Origin of the sequence: Xanthomonas sp. PPL134 (genome assembly GCF_040595915.1) — a bacterium.
GTDB classification, from domain to species: domain Bacteria; phylum Pseudomonadota; class Gammaproteobacteria; order Xanthomonadales; family Xanthomonadaceae; genus Xanthomonas_A; species Xanthomonas_A indica.
Genome location: NZ_JAMDLL010000001.1, coordinates 891,512 through 913,792 on the forward strand (window position 1 = coordinate 891,512; position 22,281 = coordinate 913,792).

Annotated in this window: 13 protein-coding genes and 1 pseudogene; all 14 read left to right on the top strand. The window is 70.1% G+C overall.

All coding sequences use genetic code 11. The annotated features are described in order from the left end of the window. Positions 1–22 precede the first annotated feature (22 nt). The 14 genes and pseudogenes from M3U25_RS03840 (at position 23) to M3U25_RS03905 (ending at position 22,268) form a co-directional block, all read left to right on the top strand. Positions 23–1,258, top strand: coding sequence for an argininosuccinate synthase (locus tag M3U25_RS03840; protein WP_017912497.1), 1,236 nt, complete (start codon positions 23–25; stop codon positions 1,256–1,258). Positions 1,259–1,503: 245 nt separating this feature from the next. Beyond that, a complete protein-coding gene (locus M3U25_RS03845) occupies positions 1,504–1,956 on the top strand; it encodes a GNAT family N-acetyltransferase (RefSeq protein WP_355500019.1) in 453 nt (150 codons plus the stop codon). Between the two features lie 11 nt (positions 1,957–1,967). Continuing rightward, entirely contained in the window at positions 1,968–3,065 is a 1,098-nt protein-coding gene (locus tag M3U25_RS03850; RefSeq protein WP_017917307.1) for an acetylornithine deacetylase, read from the top strand. A 79-nt stretch (positions 3,066–3,144) separates the two neighbouring features. Then, a complete protein-coding gene (locus M3U25_RS03855; protein ID WP_242159810.1) occupies positions 3,145–4,461 on the top strand; it encodes an acetylglutamate kinase in 1,317 nt (438 codons plus the stop codon). Between the two features lie 26 nt (positions 4,462–4,487). Then, positions 4,488–5,105 (top strand): GNAT family protein, encoded by a 618-nt coding sequence (locus M3U25_RS03860; protein ID WP_355500014.1) that lies wholly within the window; start codon positions 4,488–4,490, stop codon positions 5,103–5,105. Further along, complete coding sequence (argC, locus tag M3U25_RS03865) at positions 5,102–6,082, top strand: N-acetyl-gamma-glutamyl-phosphate reductase (RefSeq protein WP_355500011.1); 981 nt, start codon at positions 5,102–5,104, stop codon at positions 6,080–6,082. The genes M3U25_RS03860 and argC overlap by 4 nt, the downstream gene beginning before the upstream one ends. 87 nt (positions 6,083–6,169) lie before the next feature. Further along, a complete protein-coding gene (gene argH, locus M3U25_RS03870) occupies positions 6,170–7,468 on the top strand; it encodes an argininosuccinate lyase (protein WP_355500008.1) in 1,299 nt (432 codons plus the stop codon). Positions 7,469–7,590: 122 nt separating this feature from the next. Further along, positions 7,591–7,850 (top strand): annotated as a pseudogene (locus tag M3U25_RS03875) (YciI family protein). Between the two features lie 4 nt (positions 7,851–7,854). Continuing rightward, positions 7,855–9,036, top strand: coding sequence for a glutamate 5-kinase (proB, locus tag M3U25_RS03880; RefSeq protein ID WP_355500006.1), 1,182 nt, complete (start codon positions 7,855–7,857; stop codon positions 9,034–9,036). 190 nt (positions 9,037–9,226) lie between these two features. Then, positions 9,227–10,474 (top strand): glutamate-5-semialdehyde dehydrogenase, encoded by a 1,248-nt coding sequence (locus tag M3U25_RS03885; RefSeq protein WP_355500003.1) that lies wholly within the window; start codon positions 9,227–9,229, stop codon positions 10,472–10,474. Positions 10,475–10,700: 226 nt separating this feature from the next. Then, positions 10,701–12,617 (top strand): CocE/NonD family hydrolase, encoded by a 1,917-nt coding sequence (locus tag M3U25_RS03890; protein WP_355500000.1) that lies wholly within the window; start codon positions 10,701–10,703, stop codon positions 12,615–12,617. Positions 12,618–13,198: 581 nt separating this feature from the next. After that, positions 13,199–13,762: a hypothetical protein gene (locus M3U25_RS03895; RefSeq protein ID WP_355499996.1), complete on the top strand. Its 564-nt coding sequence runs from the start codon at positions 13,199–13,201 to the stop codon at positions 13,760–13,762. 557 nt (positions 13,763–14,319) lie between these two features. After that, positions 14,320–21,000, top strand: coding sequence for an Ig-like domain-containing protein (locus M3U25_RS03900; RefSeq protein ID WP_355499993.1), 6,681 nt, complete (start codon positions 14,320–14,322; stop codon positions 20,998–21,000). Between the two features lie 95 nt (positions 21,001–21,095). Continuing rightward, complete coding sequence (locus tag M3U25_RS03905; RefSeq protein ID WP_263391009.1) at positions 21,096–22,268, top strand: TolC family protein; 1,173 nt, start codon at positions 21,096–21,098, stop codon at positions 22,266–22,268. Positions 22,269–22,281: the final 13 nt, after the last annotated feature.

A 22,281-nucleotide genomic window follows, 5' to 3' on the forward strand; every position in this document is an offset into this window, starting at 1 on the left:
TACGCGTGATAAGGAAACAACCATGAGCACCGCTTCTACCATTCCCGATTCCCCACTCCCCACTCCCGGCCTCAAGGACATCGTCCTTGCCTTCTCCGGCGGTCTCGACACCAGCTTCTGCATTCCCTACCTGCAGGCCAAGGGCTACGCCGTGCACACGGTGTTCGCCGATACCGGCGGCGTGGATGCCGAGGAGCGCGACTTCATCGAGAAGCGCGCGGCGGAACTGGGCGCGGCCAGCCACGTCACCGTCGATGGCGGCCCGGCGATCTGGGCCGGCTTCGTCAAGCCGTTCGTGTGGGCCGGCGAGGGCTACCAGGGCCAGTATCCGCTGCTGGTGTCCGACCGCTACCTGATCGTCGATGCCGCGCTCAAGCGCGCCGAGGAACTGGGCACCAAGACCATCGCGCACGGCTGCACCGGCATGGGCAACGACCAGGTGCGCTTCGACCTGGCGGTCAAGGCGCTGGGCGACTACGAGATCGTCGCGCCGATCCGCGAGATCCAGAAGGAACACACCCAGACCCGCGCCTACGAGCAGAAGTACCTGGAAGAGCGCGGCTTCGGTGTGCGCGCCAAGCAGCAGGCCTACACCATCAACGAGAACCTGCTCGGCCTGACCATGTCCGGCGGCGAGATCGACCGCTGGGAAGCGCCGGGCGAGGGCGCCCGCGGCTGGTGCGCGCCGCGCAGCGCGTGGCCGACCGAGCCGCTGACGGTGAAGCTGAAGTTCGTGCAGGGCGAGGCGGTCGAGCTCGACGGCAAGGCGCTGCCGGGCGAACAGATCCTGGCCAAGCTCAACAAGCTGTTCGCGCCCTACGGCGTGGGCCGCGGCGTGTACACCGGCGACACCGTGATCGGCCTGAAGGGCCGCATCGTGTTCGAGGCGCCGGGCCTGGTGGCGCTGCTGGCCGCGCACCGCGCGCTGGAGGACGCGGTGCTGACCAAGCAGCAGAACCGTTTCAAGCCGGACGTGGCGCGCAAGTGGGTGGAGCTGGTCTACGAAGGCTTCTACCACGATCCGCTGAAGACCGACCTGGAAGCCTTCCTGAAGTCGTCGCAGGCGATGGTCAACGGCGAAGTGACGCTGGAGACCCGCGGCGGCCGCGTCGACGCGGTGGCGGTGAAGTCGCCGCACCTGCTCAACGCCAAGGGCGCCACCTACGCGCAGTCGGCGGACTGGGGCGTGGCCGAGGCGGAGGGCTTCATCAAGCTGTTCGGGATGAGCTCGACGCTGTACGCGCAGGTCAACCGCTGACGCTTAGAGCCCCTCTCCCTTCGGGAGAGGGGTTGGGGGCGCCGCAGGAAGCCTTCGGAACCGACATGACGAACGCGTCGCCACGCGCCAGCCATGGGGAACTGCTGCAGCATTTGCTCCCATCGTTCGCCATCCGGGCGCGTGGCGACGCGTTCGGCCTGGGCGCTTCTCGACGTGTCGCGAGGCGCCCCTCATCCGCCCCCTTCGGGAACACCTTCTCCCAGTGGGAGAAGGGGGCCACTGCGATGGAACCCATGCACGCACTGCGCATCAGCACCGACAAGCAGGAACTGGATCTGCCGTTGATCCATCGCTTCCTCAGCGAACAGGCCTATTGGAGCCTGGGCATCCCGCTGGACACGGTGCAGCGGGCGATCGCCGGCTCGCTGTGCTTCGGCGGTTACCTCGACGGCGTGGGGCAGGTGGCGTTCGCGCGGACGATCACCGACGGGGCGACGTTCGGCTATCTCGCCGACGTGTTCGTGCTCGACGCCTACCGCGGCCGCGGCTACGCCAAGCAGTTGGTGGCGGCGGTGATGGCCCACCCGCAGCTGCAAGGCCTGCGTCGCTTCATGCTCGCCACCTCCGATGCGCATGCGCTGTATGCGCAGTACGGCTTCGCCGCGCCGGCGCGGCCGCAGACGCTGATGGAAGTGCTGCGTCCCGACATCTACCAGGCCGATGCGACGGCCGCCTGATCCGATCCGCCATGACAGACCTGCTCGAATCCACCCTGACCCACCTGAAAGAATTGGTGTCCTTCGACACCCGCAATCCACCGCGTGCGATCGGGACCGATGGCATCTTCGACTACCTCCGCGCGCAGCTGCCCGGTTTCGCGGTGGAGGTGATCGACCACGGCGCCGGCGCGGTCAGCCTGTATGCGGTGCGCGGCACGCCGAAGTACCTGTTCAACGTGCACCTGGACACGGTGCCGGATTCGCCGCACTGGAGCGCCGATCCGCACGTGATGCGGCGCCTGGACGACCGCGTGGTCGGCCTGGGCGTATGCGACATCAAGGGCGCGGCGGCGGCGCTGCTGGCCGCGGCCAATGCCGGCGACGGCGATGCCGCGTTCCTGTTCTCCAGCGACGAGGAAGCCAACGACCCGCGTTGCATCGCCGCGTTCCTGGCCCGCGGTATCGCCTACGAGGCGGTGCTGGTGGCCGAGCCGACCATGAGCGAGGCGGTGCTGGCGCACCGTGGCATCAGTTCGGTGCTGATGCGTTTCGCCGGCCGCGCCGGGCATGCCTCCGGCAAGCAGGACGCCGCGGCCAGCGCGCTGCACCAGGCGATGCGCTGGGGCGGCCGTGCGCTGGACCACGTGGAGTCGCTGGCGCACGCGCGCTTCGGCGGGCTGACCGGGCTGCGCTTCAACATCGGCCGGGTCGAGGGCGGGATCAAGGCCAACATGATCGCGCCGGCGGCGGAGCTGCGCTTCGGCTTCCGCCCGCTGCCGTCGATGGACGTGGACGCGCTGCTGGCGACCTTCGCCGGCTTCGCCGAGCCGGCCGCGGCGCACTTCGAGGAGACCTTCCGCGGGCCGAGTCTGCCCTCCGGCGACATCGCCCGCGCCGAGGACAAGCGCCTGGCCGCGCGCGATGTCGCCGATGCGCTGGAGCTGCCGATCGGCAACGCGGTGGACTTCTGGACCGAGGCCTCGCTGTTCTCCGCCGGCGGCTACACCGCGCTGGTCTACGGCCCGGGCGACATCGCCCAGGCGCACACCGCCGACGAGTTCGTGACGCTGGAGCAACTGCAGCGCTACGCCGCCTCGGTACACCGCATCATCAACGGCGCGCGCTGAGCCGCGCGCCTTCCCACGTCGCCCGGACCGGTCCCGCGATCGGCGCCACCCTGGATTCCTTCGGACACCGCCCCACGCCATGCACGCCAACCGCCAAACCCGCCAGACCATCGTGCGCCTGCTCTCGAGCATGGCCAGCGCGAAGGAGATCAGCCAGTACCTCAAGCGCTTCTCGCAACTGGACGCCAAGCGCTTCGCCGTGGTCAAGGTCGGCGGCGCGGTGCTGCGCGACGACCTGGAGGCGCTGACCTCCTCGCTGTCGTTCCTGCAGGAAGTGGGCCTGACCCCGATCGTGCTGCACGGCGCCGGCCCGCAACTGGACACGGAGCTGTCCGCCGCCGGCATCGAGAAGCAGACCGTCAACGGTCTGCGGGTGACCTCGCCGGAAGCGCTGGCGATCGTGCGCCGGGTGTTCCAGGCCTCCAACCTCAAGCTGGTCGAAGCGCTGCAGCAGAACGGCGCGCGCGCCACCTCGATCACCGGCGGGGTGTTCGAGGCGCAGTACCTGGACCGCGACACCTACGGGCTGGTCGGCGAGGTCACCGCGGTGAACCTGGCGCCGATCGAGGCCAGTCTGCAGGCCGGCTCGATCCCGGTCATCACCAGCCTGGGCGAGACCCCCAGCGGGCAGATCCTCAACATCAATGCCGATTTCGCCGCCAACGAACTGGTGCAGGAACTGCAGCCTTACAAGATCATCTTCCTCACCGGTACCGGCGGCCTGCTCGACGAGCGCGGCACGGTGATCGATTCGATCAACCTGTCCACCGAGTATGACCACCTGATCGCGCAGCCGTGGATCCATGGCGGCATGAAGGTGAAGATCGAGCAGATCAAGGACCTGCTGGACCGGCTGCCGCTGGAGTCGTCGGTGTCGATCACGCGCCCGGCCGACCTGGCCAAGGAACTGTTCACTCACAAGGGTTCGGGTACCCTGGTGCGGCGCGGCGAGAAGGTGCTGCGCGCCACGGCGTGGAGCGAGCTGGACCTGCCGCGGCTGAAGACCCTGATCGAATCCAGTTTCGGCCGCACCCTGGTGCCGGACTACTTCGACACCACCAAGCTGCTGCGCGCCTATGTCAGCGAGAACTATCGCACCGCGGTGATCCTGACCGACGAGGGTGGCTATACCTACCTGGACAAGTTCGCCGTGCTTGACGACGCGCAAGGCGAGGGCCTGGGGCGGGCGGTGTGGAACGTGATGCGCGAGGAGACGCCGCAGCTGTTCTGGCGCTCGCGCCACAACAACCAGGTCAACATCTTCTACTACGCCGAGTCCGACGGCTGCTTCAAGCAGGAGAAGTGGAAGGTGTTTTGGTATGGCCTGGACACCTTCGAGCAGATCCAGCACTGCGTGGCGCATTGCGCCACGCGCACGCCGACCCTGCAGGGTTGAGCGACCTTTCGCCTAGGACCGACCCCATGTCCAGCATCGATCCCGAGCTTCCCGACTCCTGGCGCCAGGTGCCGACGCTGCGCGGCCGCCACGTCAGCCTGGAGCCGCTGCAGGCGGCGCACGCCGAGGGCCTGCGCAACGCCGTGCGCGGCAGCGGCCTGGACGCACTGTGGTACACCAATGTGCCGGCGCCGGAGCGCGTGGACGCCTATGTCGCCGCCGCGCTGGAGGTGCAGGCACTGGGCCGAGTGCTGCCGTTCGTGGTACGCGATGCGCAGGGCGAGATCGTCGGCAGCACGCGCTTCTACGGCCTGGATCCGCAGGTGCCGACGCTGTCGATCGGCTACACCTGGTATGCGCCGCGTGTGCAGCGCAGCGGCCTGAACACCGAGGCCAAGCTGCTGTTGCTCGGGCATGCCTTCGACACGCTCGGCTGCCTCAGCGTGGTGTTCGAGACCAGTTGGTTCAATCACGCCTCGCGCACCGCGATCGCACGGCTGGGGGCCAAGCAGGACGGCGTGCTGCGCAACCACAAGCGCCACGCCGACGGCACCCCGCGCGACACCGTCATCTTCTCCATCATCGATACGGAATGGGCCGGGGTGAAACGCCACCTGCAGTTCCGCCTGGATTCGCACGCATGAGCATTCCCGTTTATTCCATCGGCATCGTCGGCGCCCGCGGCCACACCGGCGCCGAACTGATCCGCCTGATCGCCGCGCATCCGCAGTTGCGCCTGGCGTTCCTGTCCTCGCGCGAGCTGGACGGGCAGCGCGTCGATGCGCACCACGACGCCTACCAGGGCGAGTTGCGCTACGAGAACCTCGATCCCGAGGCGGTGGCGGCCAAGCGCGCCGACGTGGTGGTGCTGGCGCTGCCCAACGGCAAGGCCGCGCCCTACGTGGCGGCGCTGGACGCCGCGGTCGCCGCCGGTGCGGCCGATCCGATCGTGGTCGACCTGTCCGCCGACTACCGCTTCGACCCGGCCTGGTACTACGGCCTGCCGGAACTGACCCGCGCGCGCTATGCCGGGCAGCGCCGCATCAGCAATCCTGGCTGCTACGCCACCGCGATGCAGCTGGCGATCGCGCCGCTGCGCGAGCAGCTCGCCGGGCCGCCGCAGTGCTTCGGCGTGTCCGGCTATTCCGGCGCCGGCACCACGCCGTCGGACAAGAACAACCCCGCGCTGCTGCACGACAACCTGATGCCGTACGCGCTGACCGACCACATGCACGAGCGCGAGGTGTCCGCGCAGCTCGGGGTGCCGGTGGAATTCATGCCGCATGTGGCGCCGCATTTCCGCGGCATCACCATGACTGTGAACCTGTGGCTGCAGCAGCCGCTGAAGCGGGAGGCGGTGCAGCAGCTGTATCGCGCCCGCTATGCGGATGAGCCGCTGATCGAGGTAGTCGACGAGGCGCCGTGGGTCAGCCGCATCGCCGGCCGCCACGGCGTGCAGCTCGGCGGCTTCACCCTGGCCCCGGGCAACAAGCGGCTGGTGCTGGTGGCGACGCTGGACAACCTGCTCAAGGGCGCGGCGACGCAGGCGATGCAGAACCTCAACCTGGCGCTGGGCGTGGACGAACTGACGTCGATCCCCCGGATGGACGCTCAGGAGTAGGGCGCCATGTCAGCGCGGCATCCATCACCGCCGCAGCCTGCCGCCTTTCCGATTCCCCATTCCCCAATTCCCAATCCCGGCTCCCCAATGACCAACCTCCTCTGGCAAAAACCCGGCGTCGCCGTCGACACGCAGATCCAGGCGTTCCTGGCCGGCGACGACGTGCTCCTGGACCGCGAGTTCTTCCTGCACGACATCGCCGCCAGCGGCGCGCACGCCGAAGGCCTGCAGCGCATCGGCATCCTGTCCGCCGACGAACTGGCCGGGCTGCAGCGCGAGCTGGCGGTGCTGGCCGAGGATTTCCGCAGCGGCGCGTTCGTGCTGGATGCGCGCTTCGAGGACGGCCACTCGGCGATCGAGGCGCGGCTGACCGAGCGCCTGGGCGATGCCGGGCGCAAGATCCACACCGGGCGCAGCCGCAACGACCAGATCCTGGTCGCCACCCGGCTGTGGCTGAAGGACAAGCTGGCGCGCCTGGCGCAACTGAGCGCCGAGATCGCCAAGGTGGCGCTGGACCGCGCCCAGGCCGAGCGCGAGCTGCCGGTGCCCGGCTACACCCACATCCAGCGCGCCGTGGTGTCCTCGGCCGGCATGTGGTGGGCGGGCTGGGCCGAGGCGTTCATCGACGACGCGCTGCGCGCCCGCGACACTCTGCGCCTGGTCGACTGCAATCCGCTGGGCACCGCCGCCGGCTACGGCGTCAACCTGCCGCTGGACCGCGAACACACCACTGCGGCGCTGGGCTTCGCGCGCCTGCAGGTCAGCCCGATCTACGCGCAACTGTCGCGGGGCAAGTTCGAGATGGCCGCGCTGGAAGCGCTGGGCAGCGCCACCCTGGACCTGCGTCGCCTGGCCTGGGACCTGTCGCTGTTCACCAGCGGCGAATTCGGTTTCGTCGCGCTGCCGGCGCAGTACACCACCGGCAGCTCGATCATGCCCAACAAGCGCAACCCCGACGTGATCGAGCTGATGCGCGCCACCCACGCCAGCGTGGCCGCCGCGCGCACCGAGATCGAACAGTTACTGTCGCTGCCCTCGGGCTATCACCGCGACCTGCAGAGCAGCAAGGGCGCGATCTTCCACGGCTTCGGCCGCGGCCTGGCCGCGCTGGAATTGCTGCCGGCGCTGCTGGCCAACCTGGAGTGGCGCGAGGACAGGCTGCGCGCGGCGATCGATTCGGGCATGTACGCCACCGACGTGGCGGTGGAAGCCGCGGTGGCCGGCGTGCCGTTCCGCGAGGCCTACCAGGCCGCCGCCGCGTCCGCCGACAGCGCGGGGCAGGGGCGTACGCCGGAAGGCAGCCTGGCCGCGCGGGTCTCGCCAGGGGCGGCGGCGGATCTGCGCCTGGACGCGCTGCAGGCGCGTTGGCACGCGCTGGGCGGCTGATGCGAGGGAGGGCTTCAGCCCCGACGCCTCAGCGCGAACGCGCTGGAGCTGAAGCCCCTCCCACACACAGCATTCGCTGCGACGCCGACCATTCAAACCGATTGCAGAAGGAAGACCGTACGATGAAGTACTACCTGGTCCTGGCGATGCGCAACCCCAACTTCGACGAGAGCGTGGTCGCCCCGCACCTGACCTTCCTCTCGACGACCTGCGCGCACGCGGCCTGCTGGCGCTGACCGGCGGCTTCAGCGACCGCAGCGGCGGCGCCTACCTGCTGCAGGGCGTGGACGACCTGGCGCAGGCGCAGGCGATCGTCGCCGCCGATCCGCTGGCGATCCAGGGCTGCTCCGACCTCACCGTGCACGAATGGAACACGCGCTGATCCAATGACCACACAAACGCCATCGCCCTTCGCCGAACAACGCCTGCCGCCCTGGCGGCGCGCGGTGCTCAAGGTCGGCAGCAGCCTGCTGGCCGCAGACGGTGGCGGGCTGACCCCGCGTTTCGCGCTGGGCCTGGCGCAGTTCGTCTCGGCCAATCTGGCGGCCGGGCGCGAACTGGTGATCGTGTCCTCCGGCGCGGTCGCCGCCGGCCGCGCCATCGTGCCCAAGGCCGCCGAAGCCGGCGCGGCGCTGGCGGCGCGGCAGGCGCTGGCGGCGCTCGGCCAGGCGCAGCTGATCGCGCTGTGGCAGCGTTTCTTCGAGCGGCCGGTGGCGCAGGTGCTGCTGACCCACGACGACCTGCGCAACCGCCGCCGCTACCTCAACGCGCGCGCCACCCTGGGCGAGCTGTTGCGGCTGGGCGCGCTGCCGGTGGTCAACGAGAACGACACGGTCTCGGTGGACGAACTCAAGCTCGGCGACAACGACAATCTCGCCGCGATCGTTGCCGCCCTGGTCGACGCCGATGCGCTGTTCATCGCCACCGACATCGATGGCCTGTACACCGCCGACCCGCGCCGCGACCCGCAGGCGCAGCCGCTGCACGAGGTGCAGGAGCTGAGCGCGGCGGTGCTGGCGATGGCCGGTGGCAGCGGCAGCGGCGTGGGCACCGGCGGCATGCGCACCAAGCTGGAGGCCGCGGCCAAGGCCGGCGCCGCCGGCATCGAGACCTATCTGTTCAACGGCCGCAGCGCCGACGTCGTGCGCGGCCTGGCCCAGGACCGCCTGCGCGGTACCCGCATCCATGCCGCGCGCACCCGCATCGCCGCGCGCAAATACTGGCTGCGCCATGTGCCGGTGGAGCCGGGCGCGATCCTGGTCGATGCCGGCGCTGCGACCGCGCTGCGCGACAAGGGCGCCTCGCTGCTGCCGGGCGGCGTCGCCGGCGCGGTGGGCGAGTTCCGCCGCGGCGACATGGTCGAGGTGCGGCTGCGCGACGCGGCCGGCGAGCGCTGCGTGGCGCGCGGGGTCAGCCAGTACGCGGCGGTGGACATCCGCCGCATCGCCGGCCGCCACTCGCGCGACATCGACGCGATCCTGGGCTACAACTACGGCGAGAACGTGATTCATCGGGACGATCTGGTGGTGCTGCGGGAATCGGGAATGGGGAATGGGGAATCGGCCTGAGTGCGCCAGCCCCGTGCCGTCCGCGATGGCGCCGCGCGTCGCGCCGCAACGCCGACACCCGCGTGTCGCGTCTCGCGCTCGCCGTCTCTGATGACCCGGCGCCGCGCGTAGCCTTTTCGAATCCCGAATCCCGAATCCCGAATCCCGAATCCCGAATCCCGAATCCCGAATCCAGCCATCGGAGCCCCCAATGACCTCCATCCGCACCCAGGCCCTGCACTGCCGCGATGCCGCGCAAGCGCTGGCGCAGTTGTCGTCCTCGGCCAAACAGGAACTCCTGGAGGCGATGGCGGCGGCGCTGGAAGCGGATGCGGAGGTGATCCTCGCCGCCAATGCGCGCGATCTGGCCGCGGCGCGGGCCAAGGAGGTCGGCAGTGCGATGCTGGATCGCCTGGCGCTGGACCGCAAGCGCTTGGACGGCATCGCCGCGGCGCTGCGCGAGGTGGCGGCCTTGCCGGATCCGGTGGGGCAGGTCACCCGCGACGACGTGCGCCCCAATGGCATCCGCGTGCAGAAGATCCGCGTGCCGCTGGGCGTGGTCGCGATGATCTACGAGGCGCGCCCCAACGTCACCGCCGATGCCGCGGCGCTGTGCATCAAGGCCGGCAACGGGGTGATCCTGCGTGGCGGTTCCGAAGCGATCCACTCCAACACCGCCATCGCCGCGGCCTTGCGCCGGGCATTGCGCGAGGCCGGCATCGGCGAGGCCGCGCTGACCCTGGTCGAAGACCTGCGCCGTGAGACCATGCTGGAACTGCTGCAGCTCCACGACATCGTCGACCTGGCGATCCCGCGCGGCGGCGAGGGCCTGATCCGCTTCGTCGCCGAACATGCGCGGGTGCCGGTGATCAAGCACTACAAGGGCGTGTGCCATCTGTTCGTCGACGCCTCGGCCGACCTGGACCTGGCGGTGAAGCTGCTCATCGACGGCAAGACCACGCGGCCGGCCGCCTGCAATTCCCTGGAGACGCTGCTGGTGCACGCCGACGTGGCCGCGCGCTTCCTGCCGCTGGCGGCGCAGGCGCTGCGCGAGCGCGGCGTCGCCCTGCGCGGCGATGCCGCCACCCGCGCGCTGCTGCCGGACATCGCCCCCGCCAGCGACGACGACTACGCCGCCGAATACCTGGACCTGATCCTGGCGGTGGCGGTGGTGCCGGACCTAGACGCGGCGATCGCGCACATCCGCCGCTACGGCTCGGACCATACCGAGGTGATCGCGACCGGCGATCCCGCCAATGCCGAGGCCTTCGTGCAGGCGCTGCGCGCGGCGGTGGTGATGGTCAACGCCTCCTCGCGCTTCTCCGACGGCGGCGAACTCGGCCTGGGCGCGGAGATCGGCATCTCCACCACGCGCCTGCACGCCTACGGCCCGATGGGCCTGGAAGCGCTGACCGTGGAGCGCTTCGTGGTGCGCGGCGAAGGGCAGGTCCGGCACTGAGATGGGGTGCGGTCACGCGGCGAACAGCCACGTGGCCAGCGTTCTGTTCGTGGCGGCGATGGGGCCGGGCGTCGGCCTGGGCTGAGCGACCCGGACGGAAGCGCGCGGCGCCCCTGCATGGCGTGGCGGCGGCCAGGCGCGACCGACGACCCAGCCTTTGTCACTTGCCGAGCGAGGCGCCGTCGCCTAGCGTCGCGGATTCGCCTCCTTTCGGGATCCAACGCCCATGCGCCGCCTCGCTCCCTGCCTGCTCGCCGCTGCCGTCGCCTTCGCCACTGCCGGCACCGCGTTCGCCCAGACCGCGCCGATGACCCCGGACATCACCGGCAAGCCGTTCGTGGCGCCGACCGCGGCCAACGACTACATCAAGCGCGAGGTGATGATCCCGATGCGCGACGGGGTCAAGCTGCACACGGTGATCGTGCTGCCCAAGGGCGCGCACGGCGCGCCGATCCTGTTGACCCGCACGCCCTACGACGCCAGCGGCCGCGCCAGCCGGCTGGCCTCGCCGCACATGCGCGATCTGCTGCCGCAGGGCGACGAGGTGTTCGTCGATGGCGGCTATATCCGCGTGTTCCAGGACATCCGCGGCAAGTACGGTTCCGAGGGCGATTACGTGGTGACCCGGCCGCTGCGCGGGCCGCTCAATCCGACCAAGGTCGACCACGCCACCGATGCCTGGGACACCATCGACTGGCTGGTCAAGCACGTGCCCGAATCCAACGGCAAGGTCGGCATGATCGGCTCGTCCTATGAGGGCTTCACCGTGGTGATGGCGCTGGCCGATCCGCATCCGGCGCTGAAGGTGGCCGCGCCGGAGAGCCCGATGATCGACGGCTGGATGGGCGACGACTGGCTCAACTACGGCGCCTTCCGCCAGGTCAACCTGGATTACTTCACCGGGCAGATGACCCGGCGCGGCAAGGGCGAAGGCATCCCGCGCCAGGGCTACGACGACTACAGCAACTTCCTGCGCGCCGGCTCGGCCGGCGACTACGCCAAGGCCGCCGGGTTGGAACAGTTGCCGTGGTGGCGCAAGCTCACCGAGCACCCGGCCTACGATGCGTTCTGGCAGGAGCAGGCGCTGGACAAGGTGATGGCGCGTACTCCGCTGAAGGTGCCGACGATGTGGCTGCAGGGGCTGTGGGACCAGGAAGACATGTGGGGCGCGATCCACAGCTACGAGGCGATGGAGCCGCGCGACACCGGCAACGACAAGAACTACCTGGTGATGGGGCCGTGGCGGCATAGCCAGGTCAACTACGAGGGCGCCTCGCTGGGCGCGCTGCAGTTCGACGGCGATACCGCGCTGCAGTTCCGCCGCGACGTGCTCAAGCCGTTCTTCGACCAGTACCTGGTCGATGGCGCGCCCAAGGCCGACACGCCGCCGGTGCTGATCTACGACACCGGTGCCAACCACTGGGACCGCCTGCAGCGCTGGCCGCTGAGCTGCGCGCAGGGCTGCCCGGCGCAGAGCAAGCCGCTGTACCTGCAGGCCGGCGGCCGCGTCTCGTTCGAGGCGCCCAAGGCCGGGCAGGGCGAGTACACCGAGTACGTGTCCGACCCGGCCAAGCCGGTGCCGTTCGTGCCGCGCCCGGTGGTGTTCGGCGATCGCGACATGTGGACCACCTGGCTGGTGCACGACCAGCGCTTCGTCGACGGCCGCCCGGACGTGCTGACCTTCGTCAGCGAACCGCTGCAGGCCCCGCTGCGCATCGCCGGCGCGCCGCAGGTGCACCTGCAGGCGTCCACCAGCGGCAGCGACAGCGACTGGGTGGTGAAGCTGATCGACGTGTACCCGGACCAGATGGCCTCCGAGCCGAAGCTGGGCGGCTACGAGCTGCCGGTGTCGCTGGCGATCTTCCGCGGCCGCTACCGCGAGAGCTTCGAGCATCCGGCGCCGCTGACCCCGAACCAGCCGCTGGCCTACCGCTTCGGCCTGCCCACCGCCAACCACACCTTCGAACGCGGCCACCGGATCATGGTGCAGGTGCAGTCCACGCTGTTCCCGTTGTACGACCGCAACCCGCAGACCTACGTGCCGAACATCTACTTCGCCAAGCCGGGCGACTACCAGAAGGCGACGCAGCGGATCTGGCACACGCCGCAGCAGGCGAGCTACATCGCATTGCCGGTGGACTGAATGCGCGGCGGTTGCCGCCTGCGCCGTCGCGCCCGGGGGTGTCGATGGCCAGACGGCGGCGCTGCCGGCGCCGCCGCCTGGCTCGGGGCGCGATGCATGCGTCACTGGCGGTGCGGACGCATGCAGGTCTTCGCAGCCATGCGCGCGCCCGGCGCGCATGGCCGTGGCCGAGACGGCGGGCGATCGTCGGGATGGCAGTGCGTGTTCAGGGTGTTGACGATGGCCGACCCCGCGAACTGCAGGAATTCGCTGCCGGGCGCGAACAGGCGATGCACCCTTCGCACAGCTCTCGCGTCCATCCGCAGCGATCGGTCCGCTGGCGCCGGCGAGGAGCGTCTGCACGACGTGGGCGCTGGGCATCGCCGGACTGAAAGAGAGCCGAGATCATGATGCGGCTGCTCAGCGCGAGCGCGTCGAGTGCCATCGTCTCCATCGGATCGAAGACGGTGCTGCGGAAGGGGCGCAACAGGCTCTCCTACACCAGCGCGGTCGCCTTCGACAGCGACGAAGGATCATGCCGACGATGGAAGCCAGGTGCATGGATGTCACTGCCACGCTGTCGCCCGGCGCGACCTCATCGCATGTCTGATCATCTGTTCGACCAGGCGCGATGGGTCATCGCCGGCATCACCGATCTCGCCGAGCGCCAAGGCATAACAAGGGAGATCGCGACGCGATACGACACCCAAGTTGCCCGTGGCCGCGTCGATGCTGGTCGTGCAGTCTTGCCGCAGGATGCGAACGTGGCAGCAGACAGTGTCTGCAAAAAGCGCTCGAAACCGGCTGCTTCCGCACGACTGCGTCATGCCTCCCACGCTGCGCGTCCCGCCATGCGCTGGCGTACAGATCCATCCTGGTCGTCGCTTGACCACGCCATCGCGCGCGATCGCTCCATGGTGCGCAGCTGCACTCCAGCGTGTGTGCGCACGATGCGTGTGTGCATGGTTTGCGTACGCACAGGTACGGCGCTGTTTCGACATCGTTGCAATCGCTTGCAGAGCGCACCGGCGCGCGTCGTCATTGTCGTCCACGCCGCGCACTGCCGCGCGGTCTTGCGCAAACACGCCTTGAATTGCGTAGACGACATGGTGAAAAAACCGTCATCTTTTGTTGGTGCTCAACACATTTTCAGAAACAGTAAGTAACGCTTTATTGCCATCGCGTGGCGTCGTTGGCAAAGATCGCCGCGTGCAGACGGAGGTGCATCGCATACGACGTCGGCGCTGTTGCCAGCATCCATATGTGCGTGATCGCTTCAGTAGTGAAAGGCGGGGCCGGCACCATCGGCGGTTCCGTCGGGGCGGCCCGGGGGGAGCTAGGCGCATTGTCTTTGCACGCGTGTTTGCTGTACCGCTTTCGAAGTGTGAGCGACTCAAGGAAGGAGGGTCCGTGATGTCTACCGATACCGCCGGTGTGTCCCGTTCGCCGTGCCTCGCGTTCCGCTGCCGCCGCCCGCCCGATCGGGCACCTCCACGCTGTCGACGCTAGGCGCGTTCTGCCTGCAGACGTGCCGCGGTAGCGCGTTCGTCGCCTTCCGCGTCGCCTGATCGTCAATCCCAATGCTTGTCGTGGACCAATCGGGCCGCGCAGGTGAGGTCTTGCCTGCGCAGCGGCCGGCACGGCGTGCTGTCGCGCCGACCGCCCAACACCTTTGGCTTGCGCTCGCACGCTGCCGTCCCATTTCGCGATAGGAGTGTTCGCCATGAGTATCCAGGTCAAGGTTGTCCCGCACGGTGCCGACATCGCCCGCGCCCACGCCGTCCCGCTGCCGGCCGACGGCGTGGTGCGACTGACCCAGGCCAGCCAGGTGGTACTGGATGTGCCGCCCGACAGGGTCGCCGCCTACAGCCGCGAAGGCGACGATCTGCTGGTGCGGATGAAGAACGGCGAGACGGTGCGCATCGTTCATTTCTTCGACTCTGCGTCCGAGCCGAGCGCGTTGTTCCTGACGCAGGAGCAGGATCTGCTGGCGGTGCAGTTCGCCGGCGGCGAAGGGGCCGTGTTGCTGGCCAGCTATGCGCCGGTGGGCGGCGATGCCGGGTTCGAATCCTTGACCGCGGCCGGCGCGGGCGGCGCGGCCGGTGGGCTGGCTGCGCCCTGGCTGATGGCGGGCGGCGTCGCACTCGGCGCGGGCGCGCTGGCCAGCATGAGCAGCGAGGACGACCGCAACGAGATCGTGCAGCCACAGCCCCAGCCGCAACCGCAGCCGTCGGCACCGGCCGTGGCGAGCAATCTGCAGATCTCCCCGGACGGCACCCAGATCAGCGGCAACGCGCCTCCCGGCCACTCGGTCGGCGTCGATGCCGACGGCGACGGACAGGTGGACACGGTGGTCGTGGTCGGCACCGACGGCAGCTTCACCGTGACGCTGCCGGCGCCGGTGGTCGATGGCCAGATGGTGGCCGTGGTGGTCACCAGCCCGGATGGGGCCTCCAGCCCGCCGGCGATGGTGCAGGCGCCGGACGTCACCCCGCCCGCTGCGGCCGCCAACCTGCAGGTCGCGGCGGACGGCAGCAGCCTCACCGGCACCGCGGAGGCGGGTGCGACGGTGGGTGTGGACACCAATGGCGATGGCGTGCCGGACGTGACCGCCGTGGTCGGCAGCGACGGCAGCTTCAGCGTGCCGTTGCAGCCACCGCTGACCAACGGCGAGACCGTGACCGTGGTGGTGACCGATACGGCCGGCAACACCGGCCCCGGCGCCAGCGTCAATGCGCCCGACACTACGCCGCCGACGGCGGCGGGGAATCTGCAGGTCTCGGCCGATGGCGGTACCTTGACCGGCACCGCCGAGGCGGGCGCGACGGTGGGCGTCGATGCGAACGGCGACGGCGTGCCCGACTTCACCGTCGTGGTGGGCGGCGACGGCAGCTTCAGCGTGCCGTTGCAGCCGCCCCTGACCGACGGCCAGACGCTGACCGTGGTGGTGACCGATCCGGCCGGCAACAACAGCCCCCCGACCAGCGTGCAGGCGCCGGATCTGCTGGCGGCACCGATCATCCAGGCGACCAACGGCAGCGTGATCGCCGGCACCTCCGAAGCGGGTGCCACCATCACGCTGAGCGACGGCAATGGCGCGCCGATCGGCCAGGCCGTCGTCGATGCCGCCGGCAACTGGAGCTTCACCCCGGCCACGCCGCTGCCGGACGGCACGGTGATCACCGCCGTCGCCAGCAATGCCGCAGGCACGGTCAGTCCGCCGGCGACCACCACCGTGGATGCGGTGGCGCCGGCGGCGCCGGTGCTGCAACCGAGCAACGGCAGCGTCGTCGCCGGCAGCGCCGAGGCCGGCGCGACGGTCACCGTCACCGACGCCAACGGCACGCTGATCGGCCAGGCCACGGCCGATGCCTCCGGCAACTGGAGCATCACCCCGGGGGCGGCATTGCCCGACGGCACCGTGCTGAGCGCCATCGCCACCGACGCGGCCGGCAATGCCAGCGCGCCGGCGACGACCACGGTGGATGCCGTGGCGCCGGCCACCCCGGTGCTGCAGCCGAGCAACGGCAGTGCGATCGTCGGCACCGCTGAAGCCGGGGCGACGGTCATCGTCACCGATGGCAACGGCGCGCTGATCGGCCAGGTCACCGCCGATGCGTCCGGCAACTGGAGCATCACACCCGGCACGGCGCTGCCCGACGGCACGGTGGTCAACGCTGTGGCCAGCGACGCGGCCGGCAATGCCAGCGCGCCGGCCACGCTGACCGTCGATGCCGTGGCGCCGGCGGCGCCGGTGCTGCAGCCGAGCAACGGCACCGCGATCGTCGGCACCGCCGAAGCCGGGGCGACGGTCACCGTGACCGACGGCAACGGCACGCTGATCGGCCAGACCACCGCCGATGCGTCCGGCAACTGGAGCGTGACGCCCGGAGCACCGCTGCCCGATGGCACGGTGATCAACGCCGTGGCCACCGACGCGACCGGCAACGTCAGCGCGCCGGGCACGACCACCGTGGATACGACGGCACCGTCGGCGCCGATCCTGCAGCCGAGCAACGGCCTGACGATCGTCGGGTCGGCCGAAGCCGGCGCGACCGTCACCGTGACCGACTCTAACGGCACGCTGATCGGCCAGGCCACGGCCGATGCCTCCGGCAACTGGAGCATCACCCCGGGGGCGGCATTGCCCGACGGCACCGTGCTGACCGCCATCGCCACCGACGCAGCCGGCAATGCCAGCGCGCCGGCGACGACCACGGTGGATGCCGTGGCGCCGGCCACCCCGGTGCTGCAGCCGAGCAACGGCAGTGCGATCGTCGGCACCGCCGAAGCCGGTGCGACGGTCACCGTCACCGATGGTAACGGCGCGCTGATCGGCCAGGTCACCGCCGATGCGTCCGGCAACTGGAGCATCACACCCGGCACGGCGCTGCCCGACGGCACGGTGGTCAACGCCGTGGTCACCGACGCGGCCGGCAACGCCAGTGCGCCGGCCACGCTGACCGTCGATGCCGTGGCGCCAGCGGCGCCGGTGCTGCAGCCGAGCAACGGCACCGCGATCGTCGGCACCGCCGAAGCCGGGGCGACGGTCACCGTGACCGACGGCAACGGCACGCTGATCGGCCAGACCACCGCCGATGCGTCCGGCAACTGGAGCGTGACGCCCGGAGCACCGCTGCCCGATGGCACGGTGATCAACGCCGTGGCCACCGACGCGACCGGCAACGTCAGCGCGCCGGGCACGACCACCGTGGATACGACGGCACCGTCGGCGCCGATCCTGCAGCCGAGCAACGGCCTGACGATCGTCGGGTCGGCCGAAGCCGGTGCGACGGTCACCGTGACCGACTCTAACGGCACGCTGATCGGCCAGGCCACGGCCGATGCCTCCGGCAACTGGAGCATCACCCCGGGGGCGGCATTGCCCGACGGCACCGTGCTGACCGCCATCGCCACCGACGCAGCCGGCAATGCCAGCGCGCCGGCGACGACGACCATCGACGCGCTGGCGCCGTCGGCGCCGGTGTTGCAGCCGAGCAATGGCAGCGCGATCGTCGGCACGGCGGAGGCCGGTGCGACCATCACCGTGACCGACTCTAACGGCACGCTGATCGGCCAGGTCACCGCCGATGCGTCCGGCAACTGGAGCATCACGCCGGGGGCGATGTTGCCCGACGGCACCGTGGTGACGGCGATCGCCATCGATGCCGCTGGCAACGCCAGTGCGCCGGCGACGCTGATCGTCGATGCCGTGGCCCCGGCCGCCCCCATCCTGCAGGTCAGCAATGGCCTGGCGATCGTCGGCACCGCCGAAGCCGGGGCGACGGTCACCGTGACCGACGGCAACGGCACGCTGATCGGCCAGGCCACCGCCGATGCCTCCGGCAACTGGAGCATCACCCCGGGGGCGGCGTTGCCCGACGGCACCGTGGTGACCGCCATCGCCACCGATGCGGCCGGCAATGCCAGTGCACCGGCAACGTTGACCGTGGATGCGCTGGCGCCGGCGGCCCCGATCCTGCAGGCGAGCAATGGCGTCGCCATCGTCGGCACCGCGGAAGCCGGTACGACGGTCACCGTCACCGACGGCAACGGCACGCTGATCGGCCAGGTCACCGCCGATGCGTCTGGCAATTGGAGCGTGACGCCGGGCGTCGCGTTGCCCGACGGCACCGTGGTGACGGCCATCGCCACCGATGCGGCCGGCAATGCCAGTGCGCCGGCGACCTTGACCGTGGATGCAGTGGCGCCCGCCGCCCCGATCCTGCAGCCGAGCAATGGCGTGGCCATCGTCGGCAGCGCGGAAGCGGGTGCGACCATCACCGTCACCGATGGCAACGGCACGCTGATCGGCCAGGCCACGGCGGACGCGTCCGGCAACTGGAGCGTCACCCCGGGGGCCGCATTGCCGGACGGCACCGTGATCAGCGCCATCGCCACCGATGCGGCCGGCAATGCCAGCCCGCCGGCGACGCTGACCATTGATGCCGTGGCCCCGGCCGCCCCGATCCTGCAGGTCAGCAATGGCCTGGCGATCGTCGGTACCGCCGAAGCCGGCGCGACGGTCACCGTGACCGACGGCAACGGTACGCTGATCGGCCAGGCCACGGCCGATGCGTCCGGCAACTGGAGTGTGACGCCGGGCGCGGCGTTGCCCAACGGTACCGTGATCAACGCGATCGCCACCGATGCGGCCGGCAATGCCAGTGCACCGGCAACGTTGACCGTGGATGCACTGGCGCCGGCGGCGCCGATCCTGCAGGCGAGCAATGGCGTCGCCATCGTCGGCACCGCGGAAGCGGGGGCGACGATCACCGTGACCGACGGCAACGGCACGCTGATCGGCCAGGTCACCGCCGATGCGTCCGGCAATTGGAGCGTGACGCCTGGCACTGCATTGCCGAACGGCACGGTGGTGACCGCCATCGCCACCGATGTCGCGGGCAACGCCAGTGCGCCGGCGACGTTGATCGTGGATGCAGTGGCGCCCGCCGCCCCGATCCTGCAGGCGAGCAATGGCGTGGCCATCGTCGGCACCGCGGAAGCGGGGGCGACGATCACCGTGACCGACGGCAACGGCACGCTGATCGGCCAGGCCACGGCCGACGCGTCCGGCAACTGGAGTGTGACCCCGGGGGCTGCATTGCCGAACGGCACCGTGATCAGCGCCATCGCCACCGACGCGGCCGGCAATGCCAGCCCGCCGGCGACCTTGACCGTGGATGCGCTGGCGCCGGCGGCGCCGGTGGTGTCGATCAGCCTGGATGGCAGCCTGCTCAGCGGCACCGCCGAGGCCAATGCGCAACTGCGCGTGGTGGTGAACGGCGATACCGCCAATCCGCTGCTGATCCAGGTGGATGGCAATGGCAGCTTCAGCCTGCCGCTGTCGCCGCCGCTGGTGATCGGTCAGGCGCTGTCGGTGGTGGCGGTGGACGCCGCCGGCAATGTCAGCGCACCGGCGCTGCTCAACGCACCCGACCTGTCGCCGCCGCTGCTCAGCGTGCCCGAGGCGGGCGATACCTGGATCAACGCTGCGGAGATCGGCAACGGCATCCAGGTGGCGGTGCAACTGCGGCCGAACATGCTGGTCGGGCAGGTGGTCACCGTGCACTTCGCCGGCCAGAACGGCTACGAGGTCGACGTCAGCCACACCCTGACCAGCGCCGACCTGAGCGCCGGCAACGTGCTGGTGTCGGTGCTGCCGCCCAGCGGCGGCGCGGCGTTGCCGCAAGGGGCGGCGACGGTCACGGCCGACCTCAACGGCGGCCCGCTGTCGTCCTCGGTCGGCTTCACCATCGACACGGTCGCGCCGGCGACGCCGGTGCTGTCGCTGGTCGGCAGCCTGCTGACGATTTCCAGCGAGCCGGGCGTCGCGCTGACGGTCAACGTCAATGTCGGCGGCGTGCAGGCCACCGCCACGCTCGCCGCCGACAACAGCGGCCTGGCCTCGCTGGACCTGCTGACCGGCCTGGACATCGACCTGAGCTGGGCGCAACTGCTGAACGCGCAGGTCTCGGTGGTCGGTGCCGACCCGGCCGGCAATCCCAGCCCGGTCGTCTCGCTGGGCGTGGGCGCCAACATCGCGCAGCCGCTGACGCTCGGCGACTTCGGCGTGAATTTCGCGCTGCTGCCGGCGACGTTCGGCTTCAGCGGGCAGGCCGAGCCGAACGCCACCCTGGCGATCCGGGTCATCACGCCCGCACTCAATGTCGAACTCACGCCGATCCAGGCCGACGCCAACGGCGACTTCGCCTTGAACCTGCTCAGTTCCAGCGTGCTGAACCAGCTCGGGCTCACTGCCTCGGGCCTGCTCAACCTGGGAACCCAGGTGTCGTTCGAGGTGGTGGGCACCGATACGCAGGGCAACGACAGCGCCCGCTACGGCATCACCCTGTCCAACAACGGCGCCAGCCTGGGCATCGGCACCATCAGCGTGAATGGCACCGGCGGCATCGACATCCTGTCCGGTGCCGACGGCAGCAGCGAACGCATCCTCGCCGGCGACGGCAGCGACCTGATCTTCAACGTCGGCAGCGGCGATCAGGTGTTGGCCGGCAACGGCGATGACACGATCCAGATCACCGGCAACACGTTCGTCAGCATCGACGGTGGCGCCGGCTTCGACACGCTGCTGTTCGCCAACGGCATCGATCTGGACTACAACGCCGCGGGCATCGGCACCCTGAGCAACATCGAGCGCGTGGACCTCGGCAAGGGCGATTCCGGCAGCACGCTGACCTTGACCGCGTCGGAAGTGCTGGCGATTACCGACAGCAACGACACCCTGCAGATCACCGGCGACGGGGCGGATGTGCTCAACGTGATCGGCGCGGTGGACAGCGGCACCACCCAGGCGATCGACGGCATCACCTATCACGTCTACAGCTTCGGCACCGCGACCTTGCTGGTGGAGGACAACACGCTCGCGGTGGTGACGGCCTGATGGCGAGGAAGGGGGATGGGGACAGGCGCACGCGCCGGTCCGGCCCGGCGCTGGCCGTCGGCCTGTGGTTGGCGCTGCCGGCGTGCGCCTGCGCGATGTCGCTGACGCAGGCCGTGCAGCGCGGCTTGGCGATCGAGCCGCAGTTGCGCGCGGCGATGGCGGACGCGGCGCGCGCCGCCACCGACGTGCGCATCGCCCGCAGCGGCTACTACCCGGCGTTGTCGGTCGCCGCCGGGCCCAAGGCGCTGGACCCGGGCGAGATGGTCTACGACGTCAATCTCTCGCAGATGCTGTACGACTGGGGGCGCGTGTCGAGCCGGGTGGCGAATGCACGCGCGCAGCAGCGCGGGCAGGACGCGGCGGTGGAGGTGGCCGCCGACGACGCCGCGCTGCAGATTGTGGAGGTGTATCTGGACGTGTTGGCGGCGCAGCAACGGCTGCAGGCGGTGCAGGCGCATCTGCAACGCCTGCAGGTGATCGCCGACCTCAGCGAGGCGCGCAGCGGCGGCTATGCCGATCGCAGCGAACTGGAGCGCACGCGGCTGGAACTGGCCCGCGGCCAGGATCAGTTGGCGACCGAGCAGGGCGCGCTGCAGGAGCTGCGCAACCAGTTCCTGCTGCTGGTCGGGGCCGAGGCCGAGGATCTGGTCGAACCGGAGACGCTGGAATTGCCGCAACTGGCGCCGCCGCTGCTGGCGCAGGCGGTGGACGCCTCGCCACTGCTGCGCAAGGCCGGCGAACAGGTACGCGCGGCCGAGGCCGAAGTGCGCGAAGCGCGCGCGGCGATGAAGCCGCAACTCAATCTGGAGGCCGCCGCGCTGCGTCGCGACGTCGGCGGCCGCCTGCAGAACGATTCGACCATTTCGCTGCGGCTGAGCATGGACGTGTTCCAGGGCATGTCCACGTTCCTGCGCCCGCAGGCCGCGCGCCAGCGCCTGGAAGCGGCGCAGTGGAACCTGGAGGCGATGCGCCGCGAGGTGCGGCGCACCGTACAGACCCTCGCCGACAGCGGCGAGGCCTTGCGCGGGCGCGAGCAGGCGCTGCTGCGGCAGGCGCAGCAGGCGGTGGAAGTGGCGGAGTTGTACCGCGAGCAGTTGAGCGTGGGCCGGCGCGAGGTGATCGAGCTGCTGAACGTGCAGCGCGAACGCCTGGAAGCCGAGCGGCAATTGATCAGCCTGCGGATCGAACGCAAGCGCCTGCGCTACCGCGCGGCGGCACAGATCGGCGCCTTGCACGCGCTGTTCCAGGAGACGACGCATGCAGGGTGAAGGGGGAATCGAG

Excerpts from the sequence above, each read along its gene's own strand:
- M3U25_RS03840 (WP_017912497.1), top strand. The coding sequence starts at position 23 with ATGAGCACCGCTTCTACCATTCCCGATTCCCCACTCCCCACTCCCGGC.
- M3U25_RS03845 (WP_355500019.1), top strand. The coding sequence starts at position 1,504 with ATGGAACCCATGCACGCACTGCGCATCAGCACCGACAAGCAGGAACTG.
- M3U25_RS03850 (WP_017917307.1), top strand. The coding sequence starts at position 1,968 with ATGACAGACCTGCTCGAATCCACCCTGACCCACCTGAAAGAATTGGTG.
- M3U25_RS03855 (WP_242159810.1), top strand. The coding sequence starts at position 3,145 with ATGCACGCCAACCGCCAAACCCGCCAGACCATCGTGCGCCTGCTCTCG.
- M3U25_RS03860 (WP_355500014.1), top strand. The coding sequence starts at position 4,488 with ATGTCCAGCATCGATCCCGAGCTTCCCGACTCCTGGCGCCAGGTGCCG.
- argC (WP_355500011.1), top strand. The coding sequence starts at position 5,102 with ATGAGCATTCCCGTTTATTCCATCGGCATCGTCGGCGCCCGCGGCCAC.
- argH (WP_355500008.1), top strand. The coding sequence starts at position 6,170 with ATGACCAACCTCCTCTGGCAAAAACCCGGCGTCGCCGTCGACACGCAG.
- proB (WP_355500006.1), top strand. The coding sequence starts at position 7,855 with ATGACCACACAAACGCCATCGCCCTTCGCCGAACAACGCCTGCCGCCC.
- M3U25_RS03885 (WP_355500003.1), top strand. The coding sequence starts at position 9,227 with ATGACCTCCATCCGCACCCAGGCCCTGCACTGCCGCGATGCCGCGCAA.
- M3U25_RS03890 (WP_355500000.1), top strand. The coding sequence starts at position 10,701 with ATGCGCCGCCTCGCTCCCTGCCTGCTCGCCGCTGCCGTCGCCTTCGCC.
- M3U25_RS03895 (WP_355499996.1), top strand. The coding sequence starts at position 13,199 with ATGTCTGATCATCTGTTCGACCAGGCGCGATGGGTCATCGCCGGCATC.
- M3U25_RS03900 (WP_355499993.1), top strand. The coding sequence starts at position 14,320 with ATGAGTATCCAGGTCAAGGTTGTCCCGCACGGTGCCGACATCGCCCGC.
- M3U25_RS03905 (WP_263391009.1), top strand. The coding sequence starts at position 21,096 with ATGTCGCTGACGCAGGCCGTGCAGCGCGGCTTGGCGATCGAGCCGCAG.